The following is an 18,850-nucleotide window of genomic DNA, read 5'->3' on the forward strand; positions in this document are numbered from 1 at the left end:
CACTGCAGCCTCAAAATCATTCACAGAAAGAGGGTAATTATCGCCGAACGGGCGCGTATCTCAAAGCGGCTAACGGCTTGTCACCTTTGAATTTATCCCCTCATTTACGTGACACGTCTCGCAAGGCAATTATATGAATCGCTTTATAGTAGGGCGGGATAAATAAAAAGGAGGTAATGATGAGCACTTTGTTAACGGTAGCGGCGAAAGCACGACGTAATGACCGGACAACGGAGATAGACAGACTCTCAACAGAGGATGTCCTGCAACTCATTCATCAGGAAGATGTCGCTGCTCACGATGCGGTGGCGCACTGTTTGCCTGATGTAGCGAGGGTTGTTGAGCATGCCGTGGCGGCACTCAGTCGCGGTGGGCGTGTCGTGATGATTGGGGTCGGCGCCTCAGGCGAACTGGCGCAGCAGGCGATTTATGATTTTGCCCCGGACAGCCAGGCGCAGGTGCGCTGCATTGCGGTTAATGATGCCCAGGCAGATGACTACGACGCCGGGATCGGCGCGCTGCAGGCGATAAATTTTAACCACGATGATTTTATGCTGGCGCTAACGCTGAGCGGGAAGACGCCGTGGGTGTGGGGCGCGTTACGCCAGGCTAACGAGACCGGTGCGCTGGTAGCGGTATTAACCTCCGATCAACAAAGCGAAGCTGCGAGCCTCGGCGATATCGTGATTGCGCCGCCAACGGGCGCGGAAGTGGTTGCAGGATACGGTAATCCCAAAGCACGGCGCGCGCAGCAATCCATTCTGACGATGTTAACCACCACGCTCGCCATCCGCAGCGGCCGGGTATACAGCAATCTGCGGGTGGATATTCCGGCGACGAAAAGTAAATGGCAGGAGCGCCAGGTCGCGATCGTGATGGCGGCCTGTGATTGTTCACGTAAAGAGGCGAAAGCGGCGCTGGCAAGCTGTAATCAGCAGTGCAAAACCGCCATTCTGATGCTGCTTACCGGAATGGATGCGTGGGATGCCAGCGAAGCGCTACAGCGCAATAACGGCCATCTGCGCCTGGCGCTGAAAGAGAAGAGAGGGTAGCGGTAGCACGCAGAATATAACGGACTCTTTTAGGGTGGCGTGCCAGGATAAATCAGGTGCGCAGCCAGAATAGGGATTATCAACACGGGCCACAATGCTCAGGCAATGTGGCCCGTGTTCTGTTATGAGCAAACCTTGATAACAAGTTTGCCGGTAACGTGGCCTTCGGCGCTTACCCGATGCGCATCCGCTGTCTGTTCAAAGGCGAACACGCTCTGGATATGCAGCTTAAAATAGCCATCCTTACAGAGACGGGCTGCTTCGGCCAAGATAAGTTCCGGGTGTTCAGGGGGACCATGGGAAAATTTCGCGCCATATTGCTCTGCTGAAAGATCGGCGATAGAAAGCACATGCGTGGGGTTTCCGACGATGGCGAGCAACTCGGGTATAACGCCCGATCCTGCTGCGTCAATGGCTGCATCGATGCCCGTGGGAGCCAACTGAGCTACTCGCTCCCTAAGGCCTGGACCGTAAGTTGTTGGCACCGCGCCTAATGAGGCGAGGTAGTCCTGTTTCGGCGCACTTGCACTACCTATGACAGTTATGCCGCGCAGGCGTGCGAGCTGGACGATAGCTGTTCCTGTACCGCCTGCCGCGCCGCTGACCAGCAGCGTCTGCCCTGAGGCTATTCCCAGTTCGTCAAGTGCCCGGGTGGCGGTATCAAAGATCACCGGCAAGCCTGCTGCCACATCAAAAGAGACGGAGGCGGGGATGGTCGTCCAGTGGGTAAGGATCGCTTTTTCAGCGACGGTGCCGTTGCCGAAACCAAATACCGCATCACCGACGGCAACACCCACAACGCCATCGCCAGTCTCATCAACAACACCGCTGGCCTCCACGCCCACTGTGAGCGGGAGAGTACTCTCTTCGAATGGCTGATACTGGCCTTCTCTGCGTTTCCAGTCCGACGGATTCACCCCCGCATAATGTACGACAATGCGGATCTCGCCCGGCCCGGCGTGCGGAACGGCAATGTTTTCGATTTTTAGCTCATCAGGCCCGCCAAAGGCGTGATAGCGAATCGCCCTCATCGTCTCTCTCTTATCAATGCACAAAGAGTGAGAACCAGCAGGATGGGGACTGGCGGATACAGGGGGAGAAGAAGGTGAATTTGCCACAGATACGCTCCGTTTATCGTATCGCTACATGAAGGGTAGCGATAAGTGCTTACGCCATTTCGGCGGTAAAGCAGTTGATTTCGAAGACGCTGGCCAGTGTGTCGGGAGACAGCATTGACGTGTGCGCGATCAATTCAGCAGCAGAAATGATCGTTTTTCGCGACGTTTCGCTGAGGCTACGCAGACTCAATCAGGCTGTCAAGGCCAGCTATCAGCCTTATGCCCGCAGGGCATAAGTAGCCCGACCAGCAGGTTATTCAATTAGATAGACATGAGAGCGGCTGTCATCATTCCAGCTGAAAAGTACCAGATGCCAGAGGCCAGGCGCTTTTCGTGAAGGGTCAATTAACCCCTTTATTCCAGAAGACTCCAGACGGTTACGCACCGTCCATGATCGTGGAACACCGCCTTCGCGGACAATCTCCTGCCATGGCGCAATGGCATCGTTAAGATCAATACCTGCTGCGCGTAGTGCCTCAGCGTTTCTGAGATCGATAATCTTATCAGTGGCAACGCTAACCCTGACAATTTCAAGCTTCGTGCTCCTGTTATCACTGTGGGATTTCATCGCTGCCTCTACCCCTTCTGGCGAGGAACTGAGGTACAGCGTGGGTTGACTACTGTCGGAATAACGGCCCGGCGCTCTGGAACCCGATAAAGCATAATCCCGGTAAGCGGGATCGATCGCCCGATAGAAAATACCTGATATATCAGTTAAATAGTTCGTTATATCCATAAGTTCTCTCAATTCTTGTCGGCGAAATGTACTTTGCTGCGCGAGCCAGTGACGCGCCTGGTGTAACGGGGCGCCGGGATCATTACGCGCAGTACGATGCTTGTCTTAATGTTGAAAAACTCCGGGTAAAGCGGGGCCTTTACATTCATGGGCTAATGACAAAAGTCATTAAAACGCAGCAATGAAATAAAGGACGCAACAGCAGATGCGTCCCTGACTTAAAAGATTAGCTTTGACAGAAGCGGAGCCGGTTGCCAAACGGATCGTGGACTTCCATGACATCTCCCCAATCTTGTTTAAAGATTTCCGGGCGACCGTATCCGTAATGTTTGTCGTGTAGTTCATTTCTGAGCAACTCGATATTTTTCATCGGGATAAATATGGTTGCGCCGGGGCTCGCATCACCGTGGTGTTCAGAAAGATGCAACTGCAAACCATCGCGGACAATGCCCATATACAGGGGAAGGTGAGGTTCAAACCTGTGCTCAAACTCAACGTGGAATGAGAGAAATTCAAGATAGAACTCCTGCGCTTTTCGGATATCAAAAATTCGCAGGATGGGTATGGGCTTACTGAACTGAATTTGAGACTCGGGGGGCTGCGGACGCAACATGGCAGCCGCTGTATTCCAGTCTCTGAAGCCTAATTGATGCGAAACCATTTCGAGAGCAGCGGAATAAGAAATTTTATGCTCACGTAACTCAAGAGAGGCTTTTAACTTTGCCGCCATTTGTTTGGCTTGTTCGACAGAAAACATATTCACTCCTGTTGTCAGGATATGAGGGTGCTCGCGTTACCACATCCCGACCATCAAGAGTTGTTAAATTAATGAGGTTGAGAACTGGCATGCTTTCACCTTTTCCCATCCGGAAGCGAGCGGCGGGCAGCACGAACCCTGAATGAGAATACCCGGGGCCAGGACATTCCTCAAGCTTTCGGGGGCGAATGAAGCGGGCAACTACCAATCCGGATAGGGAGGATTAACAGGGGTAGATGCAAGAAGTAGAGCGGCGGATCCTCGCTCACAGCAGACAGGGCAAGGCTACTCTCATCCGCTCGGTGCAGGTGGATGATGTTCATTGCATCGTGATATGTTGATTCAGGGAGAGTAAGTCACCGTAACACCTTCACGTAAAAGGAGTCTCAGATGGATTTAGAAACGGCGCGTTTAAGGCTTGAACCTTATGATGACTCACACTTCGAAGGCCTCAGGAGAATGGATAGCGATGCCAGCGTGATGCGTTATATCAACAAGGGTATTGTTAAAACTCCTCAGGAGACCTGGGAAGCTATCAGACGTGTTCAAAGCCGTTGGGAGCAATACGGGTACTCGTGGTGGGTTATCAAAGAGAAAGCGTCCGGAGATATCGTTGGCGCCGCCTGCCTCCAGCACCTGGCAAACGTGGATGGCGCGCCATTAGAGATTGGCTGGCGACTCATCCCTGAGCATCATGGCAAAGGTTATGCCACAGAAGCAGCTAAAGCGATTATTGCTTTCGCAGCAGAACGGGCAGGCGCAACGTATCTGGTTGCGGTTGCCGATCCTGATAATATCCCCTCGCATCGTGTCATGCAGCGATTGGGTATGACGTATAAGGCAATCGAACAGCATTACGATGTGCCATGCGTAGTTTATGAACTTACGCTCCGGCATACTGATTAAGCGTATTGCTTATAGATTCTGTGAAAGCGAGTTGTTGAATAAGGACGTTATACGCGACAGGGCATTTTAACGATTATGGGGATGCGAATAGTGTTTCGCTCCTCGCTGCTGCAGACAAGCTTGCGCTGTGTGCCAGACGCAAAAGTTATTCGTATCACTTCAACTCAAGCAGTGAATCTCTGAGATAACCCTCCAGCAAAGACGCACAAACTCGCGTTTCATATGACATCATGCCCGCCGGTGGATGGAGCAACCAGGCACTAAAAGACGGGAGCTGATAGTGGTTTAAAAGAGGGATTAGCGCTCCCTGTTCAATTTCGTTTCTGCAAACCGGGAATTGCAAAACACCAATGGCATGTCCCGCTAATAAACAGGCAAAGACACTTCGCCAGTGAGTGGACTGAAATTTAACGTTGACGGGGACATTAATCAGTTGGTTTTCGGCGGTGATCAATGGAATACGTTGACTGCTAAATACGCCCGAAACAGCGGCGAACGGATAATCCGCCAGCGCCTGCGGGGAGTGAGGGCAACCCATTTTCGCCAGCAAAGCAGGTGAGGCCAGTAGCATTCTGCGCACGCTACCCAGTGGGCGTGCGACAAAAAAACCTTCTGAGACATCCCCCAGGCGCAATGACAAATCCACACCTTCGGTGACGGGATCGATGACACGGTCATTAAAAATAACATCGACCTGCAGACCTGGATGTTCGTCCAAAAGCCGCAAGAGCGCAGGCATCAGTAAACTTTCCCCGGCAGAATAGGGGGCGGCAATACGGATTTTGCCCTGCAGACCCTGATTTTCTTCATTCACTGAAAGCGCGTGCTCAGCCGCCTGAATTGCCGTTTTACTTCGCTCATAAAACACATTGCCGCTATGAGTCAGAGACATGTTACGCGTGTTGCGCCTTAGCAGGCGCGTACCAAGATGTGCTTCCAGTTTTTCTATTCTTTCACTGACGGCGGGTTGCCCAATGCCGAGATCCCGGGCCGCAGCCGACATGCTGCCCCGCTCGACCACCCTGACGAATATGCGCATTGCGGAGAAGAGATCCATTTAAAGATTATATTGGTTTTACTGATAAATGTAAGTGGAGGCAGGTATCTACTGTTTTTCCGGTAAATGGTGAAAACTCAACGCTCACGTATGGATTAGACCATAACAAAATATTTTTCAGTGAGTTAAGTTGAGGAGTAATTATGTCAGATATCAAGCTTTTCATGTTCCAGTCAGGGACACAGCAGTGTAAATATCAGCATATACGGATGAATCAGGGCATGGGAGAGCATTATGAAATCCCTGTCCCCTGGTTTCTGCTGACACATCCGCAGGGGTGTACCCTGATTGATGGTGGTCTGGCAGTAGAAGGGTTGAAAGACCCCGGTGCCTGGTGGGGAAAGGCTATAGAGCAGTTTAAGCCGGTAATGACAGAAAAAGAGGGCTGCGTAGAACAGCTTAAAAAGGCTGGCATCGCCGCTCAGGATATCCGCTATGTGGTGCTGTCCCACTTGCACTCTGATCATACTGGCGCAATTGGTCGCTTCCCACATGCCACTCATGTGGTACAGAGGCAAGAGTATGAATATGCCTTTGCGCCTGACTGGTTTACCGCTGCAGCCTACTGCCGACAGGATTACGATCGCCCTGAACTTGACTGGCTTTTTCTCAACGGGTTGTCAGATGATAACTACGACCTTTACGGTGATGGCACGTTACAGTGTATTTTTACGCCAGGGCACTCACCGGGGCATCAATCTTTTCTTGTTCGATTACCCGGCGGTACAAATATTACGCTAGCGATTGATGCGGCTTATACCTTAGATCATTACCATGAAAGGGCACTCCCGGGTCTGATGACATCCGCCACTGACGTCGCGCACTCTGTCCGAAAGCTACGCCAGCTTACCGAGCGATATAACGCGGTATTTATACCCGGTCACGACCCGGAAGAGTGGAAAAAAATCAGGCTTGCTCCGGCCTGTTACAGCTGAATCATTGCGTACGTATGCCATTAAAAACGGCCTGAGCGGAACGGAAAAGTAGTGTCAGGCAAGGACACGCACCGCTGGAAAGCGCCAGTGCAGGAACCAGGGGCTCAATGTTCGCGGCCATGAGGAATATTGTAATGTTCGTGTAGTGGCACGCGTTTCGGCCTGATTACGGCCCCCATTTCTCTCGTACTCGTTACGAGCTGTATAGGGAGTCGCTTGCGCTTCGTGGCAGACATGTTACACAGCGTCAGCCGCTGATCCGCTCATGAATGCGGGATTAATACAGCCCTGGCCGATTAACGTGGTACGTACAGCCTCAATAAGCGGGGTATGCGGTTCGTGGCCTAAGAAAGCGGTCAGTCTGGCATTGTCCATCTGTATTGCCTGCTTCCATAAATAGCGCATCTCCAGCATTTCATACAGTGTGGTGTTGAAAGAAGCCATCGCCCTGATGAGCCACCAGGGAAATGGTTTAACCTTCGCGTTAACTCCCGCAAGCTGCGCGACGCGCTGTATGGCCCGGGCCATCTCCGTACCATCGGCATCCCAGTGACCTCGCATATGAAAACAGGCAAAAGGGTCAAGTTGATCCCGCCGCGCCAACAGCGCAGAGAGCGTTTCTGCGACGTCCGGCAAATAGGCCCATTGATGGCCTGTCCCGGCTGTGCCTGGGTTTTTAATTATCCGCGGTTGTTGCCCCGGTTTGATCAATCCCTGCGAAAACCAGTTGTTGCCTGCGTCAGCGCCGAAGAAATCACCGGCTCGCAGAATTAGCACCTTTCCGCCACGCTGCGTCCAGGTGAAGAGCGCCTTTTCCATTTGCACCCGTATTGCCCCTTTTCTGGTGACAGGATTTTGGGGAGAGTCTTCGCGTAAAAGTGGAAAGGCGTCCGGGCCATAGTTGTAAATGGTGCCCGGGAGAACAAGTAATGCCCCATTTCGCTCTGCGGCATTGATTGTGTTCTGTAACATTGGCAACACCAGTTGTTCCCAGTTTCGATAACCTGGTGGATTAACGGCATGAATAATCACATCACATTCTGACGCGGCAGTCGCCACCTGCTCAGCATTCAGCGCATCACCCTTTATCCACGTCATACTTCCGTGCTCTTCATTCTGCGGGGCGTTGCGGCGCAGCGCAGAAACGTCCCATTTTTCGCTGATGAGTTTACGGGCGATTGCGCCGCCGATTCCGCCTGTTGCGCCCAGGATGAGTACCTTATTTTTGCTTTTCATTGTTTTACCTTTGCCGGATGTCTGTTGACATCGTAGTGCCTGTGCGAGCTAAATGTAATTGCATAACATCAGACAGCAGGTATGCATTTTTGTATGAAGCTAAATATTCCATGGGAATGGTATCGAACCTTCCTGGCCGTGATGAAAGAAGGTTCCCTCTCGGGGGCGGCACGCATGCTTGCCATCACCCAGCCCACGGCCGGGCGTCACGTGGCGGCGCTGGAATCCGCTCTGGGTCTGGTTTTGTTTACGCGCGCTCAGAGTGGTCTGCAGCCCACGGATGCGGCAGCCGCGTTGCAAGGCCATGCGCAAGCGATGGAAAACACCGCCAGTATGATTGAGCGTTCGGCTGCCAGCTTCAGTAGTCACCCGGCTGGGTTACATGGCGTGGTTCGCGTCTCTGCGAGCGAGATTATCGGCACTGAAGTGCTGCCATCCCTGATTGCACGTATTAAAGAAGAGTATCCGCAGCTTACTATTGAACTGGTGCTGTCTAACCGAATACAGGATTTATTGAACCGGGAAGCAGATATTGCGGTACGTATGAGCACACCGGTGCAGGAACAGCTCATTGCGCGTCGGTTGGGCAGTATTGAAATTGGTCTGCATGCCTCGCCGTCCTATCTGGCACGCCACGCCGCACCGAAAAGTGTTGATGAGTTGTTCACTCATACGCTCGTGGGCTTTGACAAAACGACGCCTTTTATTTTACAGGCGCTGAAACATTATCCTGAGTTAAATCGTGAACGCTTTACCGTGCGCACTGACAGCGATGTAGCGCAATTGAACCTTATCCGCGCAGGCGCAGGGATAGGCATGTGTCAGGTTCAACTGGCCGATTTTCCTGTTCCGTTAGAGAGGCTGATGCCTGATTTCTTTGCATTTCATCTCGACACCTGGCTGGTGATGCATGAGGATTTGCGCCACAGTAAGGCCTGTAAAACGGTGTTCGATCTTCTCGCAGCAGGCCTGCAGGCTTATATCAATAATGTGGGAGACATGAAGACGACTGGTCAGCCAGTAGGTGATGAAATCTCTGGACTGGCAGGAAGAAATCGCACGTAGCTACCCCCCATAAATGTTTGCTTACGTTAATGTTCTTTATCTCACCTGGTGGATGAAGAATCTTAAGTTATTACTACAGGGGCGCTGTCAGCGTTAGCGCCAGCACGCATCTGCAAAGCGGTATATCTCAAGGCCAATTAAGGATACCTCCTGATGTTCAGCCGTTTCATACTCCACTCAGCCTCTCTCATGTTGTCATTGATAGTCTTCATCATAAGTTTACCGGGGCATGCAGAATCTTTAAGGGACACGGACGAATACCAACAGATAAGCGGGCTTATCAGGGAACCACTGATGCTGTCCGTCACTTTACATAACGGCCAGCCTGCAATACTTGACGCTTTTGTCACACGGCCGGTAAGCAAGAGGCCTTTGCCGGTTGTGTTGATCACCAATGGAACTACCGGTACGGCTGAATTTGACCGCTGGACGCTTAACCCAAACCGCTATTCCTCAACAGCAATCGCGTTTGCACGCCACGGATATGCTGCGGTGGTTGTTCTGCGCCAGGGGTACGGTCAGTCCAGTGGCGCTGCAGAATATACAGGGCACACTTGCCTCGAGCCCTCTCATCTTCAGGCCGGAGAGCAGGACGTTCAAAATATGGTTGCGGCGCTGAACGCTGTACGCCGGAACTCATGGGCATCCGTTGATAATGCGCTGTTGGTTGGTATGTCCGCTGGTGGATTTGCGGTTATCGCAACGGGGGCCACGAACCCGCCAGGCGTTAAGGCGGTTATCAATTTTGATGGTGGCAGAGGGGCTATCGACGGGAAATCCCTTTGTGATAAAACAGGGCTGATGAAATCGTATGCACAATACGGAAAAACAGCGAAGCTCCCTTCGCTGTGGCTTTACGCAGAAAACGATAAGTCGTTTCCCCCGGATACAGGCCGAGAGATGTTTAATGCCTGGCAGCAGGGTAAAAGCCCGGCCCGGTTCATCGTCATGCCTGCTTACGGGAAGGATGGCCACGTCTTTATGGATTCTGCGCCAGAGAGTTTCTGGTGGAATACCGTTGCCACTTTCCTTGAGCAGTACCATCTGCCTTTTAAGGAGATGATCAAGCTTCCGACCGTCAATCTCGTTGAACCGCCAGCCCTGAATGCTGCCGGAAAAAAAGCTTTTTCCGGGTATAAAACAACGCAGCGATATGAAAAAGCATTTGCGACCGATCCGGACGGGGACTGGGGCGCTGCATACTGGGCCAGGAACAGTCAGGAAGCTGCCGCAACGGCACTTAATATCTGTGCAAAGCAACAACGCAAAGGGGCAACTAAATGCACTCTCTACGCTATCAACAATAATTACGCCGCAGAGGAAATGCACTGAAATACGTTGATATAACCGCGGCCCGCGCGCGTACGATATTAGGTTTATTCCTTACGCTGAGCGGATATTGCGCACTCAGGAGTACATAAATCAGTGAAGAACTGAATATGGGCGTAAGTCAGTCTGGCTTTTTTTCATTGGCATAAATATCAGGCCGGGTGATGGTCCATGCATAGTTTTCCTGATTTACGGGCTCGTAGCCAAATTTTTTATAAAGCCAGGGCGCTGTTGTTGTGAACAACATGATCCTGCGTAATTGCTCAAATACGGGATGATCATGTATGCATTCCATTATCCATCTTCCCAACCCCTCTCCCTGATATTCTTCAAGAATATAGACATCGCAAAGGTAAGCGAACGTAGCATAATCTGTTATCAGACGAGCGAAACCTATTTGGGCTTCATCGTGATAAACACCAAAGCAAAGGCTGTTTTCAATTGATGCGCCAACAATAGACTGGTTAATACCTTTAGCCCAGGTGGATCTTGTCAGGTAGCGATGGATAGCCTGCACGTCCAGTTTTTTCCTGTCTGTACTTATCAGGTAGTTATCCTTACGCCATTCATTTTTCTCTGAAATATTCACGTTCATTCCTGCTCATAAAATTCAGGGGGGAGCTAACCTTATCATTTGATGGAAAATTGTATTAACTGAATTATTGTGCATTCATTAAAAATAGCAACGCAGATTCAGGCGTAACAAATAAGCAAGGTTCGTTTTTCGCTCTGAGTTTAACGGGACGATATCGTCTTTTTTTCGGCTGCTTCATCGAAGGCTTTCCGGGAAGCCTCAATATCCTGCCATGTATCCCTGATCCAGTCGGTGAACCCGGCGAGAGGTTTGAGCATCGAAAGGCCACGGTCAGTTAGCTGATATTCCACCCGTGGAGGAAGCTCCGGGTAATAATAACGGTTAACAAGACCATCTCGCTCCAGATTGCGAAGAGTCAGGGTCAACATACGTTGTGAAATATCGGGAATGCCGCGGCGGATGGCGCTAAAACGCAGAGGAATATCAGGCGAAAGAGAGAGCAGCGAAATTACCAGTATGGTCCATTTATCACCCAATCTTTCCAGCACACTCCCCGGCGCACAAGGTGTCAGTTTCGGTCCATCCGCCGTTTCAATAATTGGCCTGCCATTAATCTCACGCGCCATATCTTCTCTCCGCTAAAGGCTCCTGTTAGTTACCTGTATGTAACCAGGGACCAGAAATGTGCCGTCTTGTGGAGGAAATCATAATAGTTCCATACTGTGACTTTCAATAGTTACTATGGAGAACCAAAATGAATCAGCCAGCAGAATTTCTTGTTTTCGGTGCCACCGGACAACAGGGAGGGGCGGTGGCTCATGCGCTACGGGCGAACGGGCGTAAAGTCAGGGGCTTTGTGCGGGACCCGTATAGCGAAAAGGCGAAGGCACTGATGGCCTCAGGGATCACGCTCGCAGTCGGCAATCTTTTTGACAGGGCTTCCATTGACCGGGCGATGGAGGGTATTCAGGGCGTTTTCAGCGTTCAGACCAGCTCGCCGGGGGGAGAGGTAAGCGATGAGCAGGAGATAATCCAGGGAAAAGCCATCGCTGACAGCGCCCTTGCGGCCGGGGTCAGCCATCTTGTCTATTCTTCATCTGGCGCTGCCGGAAAAGGGCCTACAGGTATGGGGCACTTCGACAGTAAGTCGGAGATAGAAAATTATGTCCGTTCTTTACCCGTACCCTCGACCATCACGCGCCCGGCCAGCTTTATGGAGATGCTGATGTTGCCTGGTATGGGACTCAACACCGGCCATTTTTCCTTCTTTATGCAACGTAACCAGCCGATGCAAATGATCGCACTGGAAGATCTCGGACGTATTAACGCCCACATTCTGTGTAACCCTCAACAATTCGCAGGAAAAGTGCTGGAAATCTCCAGCCAGGCATTGACCGGTGAGGATCTGGAATATGCTTTCTCGAACGCCGCAGGTTTCCCCATCCACTACCAGCGCTTTTCTGAGGCACTTTTAACACAAAACAGCTTCCTCCGTCGGCTTACGGAGCTGGTTGACAATGGCATTGTCGCCGGTGTGGCTGACATCCCGGCTCTTGAGGCGATGTTCGGTGAGATGATGAAACTGGAACAATGGCTAACAGGCCCGGGTAAGCACCTGTTCAGCGCTGCGCTTAACGCTCCGCAGGCTGAAATCGCGTTACGGTAAACGTCTGCCGGAAGCCCTCAGGCTCACCGGCAACGTTGTCCTGACCTGACCATGCCTAACGGAACAGACGTGTTTATGCACTCGTTGCAACGGTATATTCTTCCGGCGACACATCTCAGATAATGGTCAGAAGCTATATGTCACCTTCAGGCTGCCTGTGGGTGATGTTTTACGTTGAACAAGGGGGCTATTGCCTGCATCACCCGTCAACTGTGTAAAGCCTGCCTCGGTAATCACGCTCCAGTCCTGATTGATCTTGTATGTCCAGTTAAGATTCGTCGACCAGGCATAAATTCCCGATCCGGCATTATATTGTGTAAACCCCGAGGCGGCTGACTGCGATGCACTTACCCCGTAGTAAGTTTGCATATACTTGCTCGTCCCCCAACTGCCGGTTAGCGCCAGCGTCACGGAATTTTTCGCTGACTTATAGAGCGGGCTGACAATACCAAAATGCAAGGCAGTACCATTGTCGCGCTGAGAAACCGGCACCTCAGCCTGCAATTGCAAATTAAGCCAGTCGGTCACTTCGTACCCCAGGGCAGGCGCAGCGATAGCCGAGCCTTTGATATCGCCCATACCGCGCAAGTAGTCGCTGCCGTCGTTTATCGAGTCGCTGTCCACGTCACGATCTTTACGACCCGCGCGGTAGCTTAGCGCTGCGCTGTAATTAAACTTGCCGATATTATTGCCATAACCGAGACCACGCGTAGAGCTGACGAAAAGACCATTTGCCATAGAATAGTCAAGCACCAGGGCAGTCGTGACGCGATTTTCATCCGATCCAGAATAACGTGGCGCAACATTAACGCCGCCACCCAGAATCAACTCGTTACCCTGTTTCTGTTCTGCCGCCAGTACCGGGGTGGCCAGTAACGCCAGGAGAACCCCCGGCAACAACATCTTCAGACGGCAGCCCAGGAGTGGATGAGGGGACTTATGGTGCAGGTCTATAGTTCTCATTAAAGAAGTCCTTGTAGATTCAACTGGTTACGAGAAAAGCGGTTTTACACGCCAGTACGCTCAGTTTGAATGTCCACCCTAAAGTTCTTATGAGCCAAAAATGAAGAAATACTGAAGCGAGTACCATTGCGGCAAAGCTGATAGATTCCCTGATACCTTTTTTCTTCAGACGATCTTCATTCACTGTTGATACAGTACTTATTGTGAAAATACTCCTAATCGAAGACGACCTGGATCTCGGCAACGGCGTGCGCATTGCGCTTGCAGATCAAGGGTTTGATGTTATATGGGTTCGCCGCAAAGAGGATGCGCTGCATCAAATCGATGCCTGCGTGCCAGAACTTGTGTTGCTCGACCTCGGGCTGCCTGACGGCGATGGCATGAGCCTAATGGCATACATGCGCCAGCAGCTCAAGGGGATCCCCGTCATCATCCTGACAGCCAGAGGTACGCTGCAGGATCGTCTGAGTGGACTGGATGCCGGTGCGGACGACTATCTCGTTAAACCTTTTGTTCTCGCTGAGTTGCTGGCAAGGGTACGGGCACTTGCGCGACGCAGTTACGGTTTTGAAAATGAGATAATAGAAGTTCGGGGCTTATCTCTTCATGTACCGACCCGACGTGTGACCGTAAGCGCACGTAATATTGATCTGACGGCAAGTGAATATGCCCTGCTTGAGATTTTGATGTTGCGGACTGACCGTGTGCTTACACGCAGGTTTCTGGAAGAAAGGATATTCGGCGCAAAAGATAATATGAGCAATGCTCTTGATGTGCACATGGGAAATTTGCGGCGCAAAATCGGCGAAGGCTATGTGCGAACGGTACGGGGCGTAGGTTATGTCATTGATACCGTCCCGATCCAGAAAGGGGACGGTTGATGCGAAATTACTGGCGACAACTGCAGATCCCAACGCTGGTACGGCGAATTATGGTTGCCCAGATGCTACTGCTTACCCTGCTTTGGTGCCTCTTTCTGACCTTTGTTTTATGGGAAGACTTGCGCAGCCCTTCAATACTCACGGGCAGTAAGACTTACGACGCCGTTTTTACCCTGGTTCGAAGTATGGATACGCGCGCGCAGGAGCGAACCGTCGTTCTTGAAGCGTTCAGCAAGGCGTTGCGGGAAGGTTATGGCGGAGGTGAAGATCCTGAACTGTCGATCAGCCTGATTGTTCGCCAGAATAACGCGCTGATTTATGCCTCGGCTGGCGCGCCGACAGGGGTAGTTAATACCCGGTTTGGGGAGATTGAGCGTATTCAAAGTGAAGGGCGCTTCTGGACCAGTCGTACGTTAAAGCCAGAAAACGCGGATCTGGACGTTACGCTCGTTACCCCTGCCGCAGGCTGGAACTTCTTCTTTTACCTGAACTCGCGCGGCTACTACATCTTACCGCTGTTGGTGTGCATTCCTTTTCTTTTGTTTCCAGCGTGGTTATCAATTCGCATAGCAATGCGCCCCTGGAACAAAGTGGTTAATGAAGTTTCCTTACGAACGCCAGACGATCTCTCCCCCTTAAAAGAAGTGCCAAAGCACAGGGAGCTTCGCCATATGGTTGACGCGATTAATGTCTTTCTGGCCAGGGTGCGGGAAAGCACGGAAAGGGAACGGGTTTTTATTGCCGATGCCGCTCACGAACTGCGTACTCCCCTGGCTGCGATGCGTATCAATGTTGAAGCTTTGCAGTCCTATGTAAGCAGCGACAGGCAACAGGAGTTGCTGGCGGGGATAATTCGCAGCAATAGCCGTGCGGCACGTCTCGTCAATCAGTTACTGCTACTGATGCACAGCGAAGCGCGCATTGACGCGGTTATGGAGCCTGTGTCGCTGGCGACGCTTATCCAGGAGCGAATGGCTGTACTGGCACCGCTGGCTGCTGAACGCAGGATTGAGCTTGAGTTTTACTCGCATGATGAAGCCTGGATTACAGGTGTCAGGGAACGCCTGATGTCGCTTATCGACAATGTCATTGAAAATGCCATCAAGTACAGCCCTGAGGGCGGACGGGTCGAGGTTGAGGTACGCGCATCAGATGGCTTCACTCAGCTACGCGTCTCAGATGCCGGGCCGGGTATCCCTGTTGAATTGCGGGAGCGCGTGTTTGACCGGTTTTTTCGCGATCCTAATCAAATGCAAAGCGGGAGTGGCCTGGGGCTTGCGATAGTCAAAGCGGTTGCGCAGCAACACAACAGCAATGTCAGCCTCAGTACGTCAGCAGAAGGCGGGTTGATGGTGACCATTGACTTCCCAAAGCGCAACGCTGTCTGAATGAAAATACAGATCCCCGCCGGGCGGAGGGGCGTAGATAAAATAATGGAGTTGAAAGTGAAATATCTGGCTCTGGCGACGCTATTATTTTCCATTGCAATTAGCGGTTGTGCCATAACCGTTAGCGATTTAAAAAGCAGCCAGGCATCTTATGATGGTAGTTTTACCAGTAAGACGGGGCCTTCCGATACCTATCGAACCTTAAGGCACATGGCGAGGCAGTGCCTGGAATATGAGGCCTATTCAGGCAATCCGGTCATTGTATTAAGCGAGTATGACGGGGAGCGTAAAGAGGGTGAGATCAATCAAAAGTTCCTGGCGGATGGGCTGTTAATTAACAACACATTAATTCAGATAGAAAGTCAGGATGACGACAAAGCGAAGGTAAGCTTATATACCACCAGGAACATCCTGAGTGTCGGCATCAGGTCGCCAAAAATAGGTGATATCAGGCGCTGGAATGGGGGCGACAGAACATGTTAACTCGACAGGCTTGTATATATTCAGGCTCGTAACCTCAGATCAATTCGCGAGTCATTATGCTGCGTTTACTTATTTGATTGCTCAGCCATCCACCGCTGTCTTGACGCATTTAAGCTCAATGGATTCGCCCCCTGCAAAAAGGGGGCTCTGTGACGTCTGGCGTATCAGCCATTGCGCTTGTCTGAAAGTTGCCGCAAATCATCACACATCTCTTGTAATTCGTTGATAAGCCTTGCCACATGGAAACCATCGCAAACGGCATGATGTACCTCGACGGCGAAGGGTAACAGGACTTTTTCACCTTGTTTGTAGTATTTTCCCAGGGTGAACATGGGGGCAAAAAAGTTCTGCATGTTAGCAACGTTGATATTGAAACTGGTAAAACTTACCCAGGGATTAGCCGATACGAAAAATACATTTTCCAGCGATTCTTCCTTTGGCAGATAGGAAAGATTATCGCGATAGCGTTCGACGTCTTCTGAAAAATGATTCAGGAAGTGGTGAATATTACCATCGTACTGACTCCATAATGACGAAAAGGTCTCGGTTTCATCATGGAAAATCGTATAACATGGATGAATCTCATTCCATATAACAAGTTCATTATCTTTTATGGCCATACGAAATTCCGTATGCCTGTTTACTATTCTGGCAATCAGGAAAATCATAGTAGGGTAAAACTTCCATCCAGCTTCCTTTATTTGTTTTAGTAGCGCAGTAATATCTAATTGCACAGTCTGGCTAAATGTACACTGAGCAAAGGACTGAAAGGCTTCAAAATGCTCCTTCCTTGCCCAACGTGATAAGTCGACAGCCGTATATTCTGGAGTTATGTTTTTCATTGTGAACCTTTGCTTACCCATTCTATTTTGAGGGTAGCCTAAGATTTTACAATTATTTAATCAACCTGTTAAGTCCCGAATTGTCTGGCAGCGAGCAAATTTGTTGCGACTAACCGTATTCCCACACACAAAGAAATGATGGGTAAAATATCGGGATAATGACAGTTGGCTGTGCAACCTGGTGATATTTTCGTAACGAGAAAATATCAGCAGAATATCTGCTTCTTATTCATTTCGCCGCAGGCATGCGGCGGGCCAGCCAGGCCCCCCAGAACAGACTCGAAAAGAAGCGAATGGGCGTTTCAAATCCTGCTTCGAAGAGTAAGGCAAAGACATCATCTTCCGACCGGGGGGGCTCTGCGCCCTGCAGTATTTTGTCCATTTTAGACCGGAGCTCTTCCGGTGTCGCACCGTTCATGCGCCAACGATTTGCCCATGCGGCCATCAGCAAGGGCTGCGACGCGTAAGCGCGATAATTTCCGGCAATGACTATCGGGGCGTCTGGTTTCAGACGCATCGCAATCTGGGCCAAAATATCCTGCTTTGCTTCGTCGCCCGGCAAATGGTGCAGTACACCAATCATTATGGCGGCATCGAAGGTCGGGGATACATCCAGATCAGAAACAGCGCCGGACACGATTTCAACCCGCTCAGCTATATCTGCCTGGATTATATTGGCACGGGCAAGCTCCAGCATCGGCTGAGAGGGATCGACGGCGACAAAAGTCCAGGTCGGTTCCAGGGTCGCAGAGGCGATAATCTCACCGGCCGTTCCTCCGGCACCTGCCACCAGCACACGCGCCGGTTTCGCTTCGCCCAGCGCGGCAGAAAGCATACAGGCGGAAAGTTCGTGGCAGGCATCATAACCGGCCAGCGCAATCCGGCTTTGGCGTGCATATTCCCCTGCGCGTGCAGCATCGAATTTAGCAGCAGAATCCTGGGGCATGGTATCTCCGGTTAATCATTCAGGTTATAGGTCATCATGTTTCGTTGAAGTAGAATAAAAGATTAAGGGTAAGAAAGTTTGAGAAAAGCATGATTGAAAGTCTGATTATTCCACGAAGATATGATCGGTTAACGGCCTTCCTGCAAGCGTTCCCGCTTTGTGTGGAACCATGCGATTCGGCAACGTCGGCAAACCTGTTGATTATTGATGTCAACCGTTCAGGCGGGCCGACCCATTTGCTCTACCGTGCCAGAACGTCGGGTGGGCTGCCTGCAGGGGCAACGCTCTGCGCTGCCGCCAGAGTTGACTTTGGCGGCAGTGCTAATCCGCTGGTTGGCGCATTACCGGACGAACTGTGCTTTTCGATGGCAGAGATGCCGCAACTATTTGGCCTGGCTGAACTGATCGTGGCAGAGAACGATGTGAACCGCTGTGGTGGCGGTCTCGTCCAGACCCGGCTGTGCGAAGTTATCGTGGTGCTGGCCATTCGTCGGGCTATCGCGCAGGGAACTGTCGATGCGGGGCTATTCGCGGGACTTGCTCATCCAAAGCTGCATATGAGCCTCGTTGCTATCCACGATGATCCGGCGCGGAAGTGGCAGATCACCGACCTGTCCGCTATTGCGGGAATGTCCCGTGCGCAATTTATCGATGTTTTTAAGAAAACCGTCGGAGAATCTCCGGGAGCCTATTTGACCAGCTGGCGCTTAGCGCTGGGCGCGGCCAAATTACGTTCCGGACGTAGCGTCAAAGCTGTTGCCGCACTCGTTGGCTTTGGAAGCGCTGAGGCATTTTCTCGCGCTTTTTCACGTAAATTTGGCTATTCGCCCGGGAAGTGTAAGTGCCTGAAAATATAAAGGAGGGCTTAAGGTCGTTTATTGAGCAAGTTATTACCCTGCGCGCAGCGCTGCATTCCGCCGACGCGACCTTAACCGTGCATTGTCTGTTATCGCCA

At 51.3% G+C, this 18,850-nt stretch carries 20 protein-coding genes and 1 pseudogene; 10 read left to right on the forward strand and 11 right to left on the reverse strand.

Annotation, left to right across the window (positions count from 1 at the left end):
* Positions 1 to 179 precede the first annotated feature (179 nt).
* The gene (locus AAIG39_RS12845) at positions 180 to 1,052 is read left to right on the forward strand and encodes an N-acetylmuramic acid 6-phosphate etherase (RefSeq protein WP_343194023.1); all 873 of its coding nucleotides are present in this window, start codon (positions 180 to 182) and stop codon (positions 1,050 to 1,052) included.
* A gap of 122 nt (positions 1,053 to 1,174) precedes the next feature.
* Here the strand turns inward: AAIG39_RS12845 and AAIG39_RS12850 are convergent, their stop codons facing one another.
* The 4 genes from AAIG39_RS12850 to AAIG39_RS12865 all read right to left on the reverse strand — a co-directional run bounded on the left by AAIG39_RS12850 (position 1,175) and on the right by AAIG39_RS12865 (position 3,663).
* Positions 1,175 to 2,083, reverse strand: coding sequence for an NADP-dependent oxidoreductase (locus AAIG39_RS12850; RefSeq protein ID WP_343194079.1), 909 nt, complete (start codon positions 2,081 to 2,083; stop codon positions 1,175 to 1,177).
* 136 nt (positions 2,084 to 2,219) lie between these two features.
* On the reverse strand, positions 2,220 to 2,360 hold the full coding sequence (locus AAIG39_RS12855; RefSeq protein WP_249569013.1) for a hypothetical protein: 141 nt from the start codon (positions 2,358 to 2,360) through the stop codon (positions 2,220 to 2,222).
* Between the two features lie 63 nt (positions 2,361 to 2,423).
* The gene (locus AAIG39_RS12860; RefSeq protein WP_343194024.1) at positions 2,424 to 2,906 is read right to left on the reverse strand and encodes an RES family NAD+ phosphorylase; all 483 of its coding nucleotides are present in this window, start codon (positions 2,904 to 2,906) and stop codon (positions 2,424 to 2,426) included.
* A 226-nt stretch (positions 2,907 to 3,132) separates the two neighbouring features.
* Positions 3,133 to 3,663, reverse strand: a complete 531-nt coding sequence (locus tag AAIG39_RS12865; RefSeq protein WP_343194025.1) for a glyoxalase superfamily protein — start codon at positions 3,661 to 3,663, stop codon at positions 3,133 to 3,135.
* Between the two features lie 390 nt (positions 3,664 to 4,053).
* Here AAIG39_RS12865 and AAIG39_RS12870 point away from each other — a divergent pair, with 390 nt between their 5' ends.
* Positions 4,054 to 4,569: a GNAT family N-acetyltransferase gene (locus AAIG39_RS12870; protein ID WP_343194026.1), complete on the forward strand. Its 516-nt coding sequence runs from the start codon at positions 4,054 to 4,056 to the stop codon at positions 4,567 to 4,569.
* A 154-nt stretch (positions 4,570 to 4,723) separates the two neighbouring features.
* Here the strand turns inward: AAIG39_RS12870 and AAIG39_RS12875 are convergent, their stop codons facing one another.
* The gene (locus AAIG39_RS12875) at positions 4,724 to 5,608 is read right to left on the reverse strand and encodes a LysR family transcriptional regulator (RefSeq protein ID WP_090084932.1); all 885 of its coding nucleotides are present in this window, start codon (positions 5,606 to 5,608) and stop codon (positions 4,724 to 4,726) included.
* Positions 5,609 to 5,766: 158 nt separating this feature from the next.
* Here AAIG39_RS12875 and attM point away from each other — a divergent pair, with 158 nt between their 5' ends.
* A complete protein-coding gene (gene attM / locus AAIG39_RS12880; protein ID WP_343194080.1) occupies positions 5,767 to 6,561 on the forward strand; it encodes an AttM family quorum-quenching N-acyl homoserine lactonase in 795 nt (264 codons plus the stop codon).
* 237 nt (positions 6,562 to 6,798) lie between these two features.
* On the opposite strand, the gene AAIG39_RS12885 is transcribed toward attM, so the two are convergent.
* Complete coding sequence (locus AAIG39_RS12885) at positions 6,799 to 7,797, reverse strand: NAD-dependent epimerase/dehydratase family protein (protein ID WP_343194027.1); 999 nt, start codon at positions 7,795 to 7,797, stop codon at positions 6,799 to 6,801.
* A gap of 93 nt (positions 7,798 to 7,890) precedes the next feature.
* Here AAIG39_RS12885 and AAIG39_RS12890 point away from each other — a divergent pair.
* Both AAIG39_RS12890 and AAIG39_RS12895 read left to right on the forward strand, forming a co-directional pair.
* Positions 7,891 to 8,781, forward strand: a pseudogene (locus tag AAIG39_RS12890) (LysR family transcriptional regulator); the annotation flags it as partial.
* A 234-nt stretch (positions 8,782 to 9,015) separates the two neighbouring features.
* Positions 9,016 to 10,194, forward strand: a complete 1,179-nt coding sequence (locus tag AAIG39_RS12895; protein ID WP_343194028.1) for a CocE/NonD family hydrolase — start codon at positions 9,016 to 9,018, stop codon at positions 10,192 to 10,194.
* Positions 10,195 to 10,312: 118 nt separating this feature from the next.
* On the opposite strand, the gene AAIG39_RS12900 is transcribed toward AAIG39_RS12895, so the two are convergent.
* Positions 10,313 to 10,786, reverse strand: coding sequence for a GNAT family N-acetyltransferase (locus tag AAIG39_RS12900; protein WP_425503309.1), 474 nt, complete (start codon positions 10,784 to 10,786; stop codon positions 10,313 to 10,315).
* A 140-nt stretch (positions 10,787 to 10,926) separates the two neighbouring features.
* On the reverse strand, positions 10,927 to 11,352 hold the full coding sequence (locus tag AAIG39_RS12905) for a winged helix-turn-helix transcriptional regulator (RefSeq protein ID WP_090084925.1): 426 nt from the start codon (positions 11,350 to 11,352) through the stop codon (positions 10,927 to 10,929).
* Between the two features lie 128 nt (positions 11,353 to 11,480).
* Between AAIG39_RS12905 and AAIG39_RS12910 the strand changes: the two genes are divergently transcribed.
* Positions 11,481 to 12,392, forward strand: coding sequence for an NmrA/HSCARG family protein (locus AAIG39_RS12910; protein WP_343194030.1), 912 nt, complete (start codon positions 11,481 to 11,483; stop codon positions 12,390 to 12,392).
* Between the two features lie 126 nt (positions 12,393 to 12,518).
* Here AAIG39_RS12910 and AAIG39_RS12915 read toward each other — a convergent pair whose 3' ends face one another.
* Positions 12,519 to 13,355: a MipA/OmpV family protein gene (locus AAIG39_RS12915; protein ID WP_343194031.1), complete on the reverse strand. Its 837-nt coding sequence runs from the start codon at positions 13,353 to 13,355 to the stop codon at positions 12,519 to 12,521.
* A 203-nt stretch (positions 13,356 to 13,558) separates the two neighbouring features.
* On the opposite strand from AAIG39_RS12915, the gene AAIG39_RS12920 reads away from it, so the two are divergent.
* The 3 genes from AAIG39_RS12920 to AAIG39_RS12930 are packed head-to-tail and all read left to right on the forward strand — an operon-like array spanning position 13,559 to position 16,107.
* Positions 13,559 to 14,236 (forward strand): response regulator, encoded by a 678-nt coding sequence (locus AAIG39_RS12920; RefSeq protein WP_090084922.1) that lies wholly within the window; start codon positions 13,559 to 13,561, stop codon positions 14,234 to 14,236.
* A complete protein-coding gene (locus AAIG39_RS12925; RefSeq protein WP_343194032.1) occupies positions 14,236 to 15,624 on the forward strand; it encodes a sensor histidine kinase in 1,389 nt (462 codons plus the stop codon). Before AAIG39_RS12920 ends, AAIG39_RS12925 begins: the two co-directional genes overlap by 1 nt.
* 45 nt (positions 15,625 to 15,669) lie before the next feature.
* Entirely contained in the window at positions 15,670 to 16,107 is a 438-nt protein-coding gene (locus AAIG39_RS12930) for a hypothetical protein (RefSeq protein ID WP_343194081.1), read from the forward strand.
* Positions 16,108 to 16,271: 164 nt separating this feature from the next.
* Here AAIG39_RS12930 and catA read toward each other — a convergent pair whose 3' ends face one another.
* A complete protein-coding gene (catA, locus tag AAIG39_RS12935) occupies positions 16,272 to 16,949 on the reverse strand; it encodes a type A chloramphenicol O-acetyltransferase (RefSeq protein WP_343194033.1) in 678 nt (225 codons plus the stop codon).
* Positions 16,950 to 17,178: 229 nt separating this feature from the next.
* A complete protein-coding gene (locus AAIG39_RS12940; protein WP_343194034.1) occupies positions 17,179 to 17,895 on the reverse strand; it encodes a class I SAM-dependent methyltransferase in 717 nt (238 codons plus the stop codon).
* Positions 17,896 to 17,984: 89 nt separating this feature from the next.
* On the opposite strand from AAIG39_RS12940, the gene AAIG39_RS12945 reads away from it, so the two are divergent.
* Positions 17,985 to 18,752: a helix-turn-helix transcriptional regulator gene (locus AAIG39_RS12945; RefSeq protein WP_343194035.1), complete on the forward strand. Its 768-nt coding sequence runs from the start codon at positions 17,985 to 17,987 to the stop codon at positions 18,750 to 18,752.
* Positions 18,753 to 18,850: the final 98 nt, after the last annotated feature.

Origin of the sequence: Phytobacter palmae, assembly GCF_039409775.1 — a bacterium.
Taxonomy (GTDB): domain Bacteria; phylum Pseudomonadota; class Gammaproteobacteria; order Enterobacterales; family Enterobacteriaceae; genus Phytobacter; species Phytobacter palmae.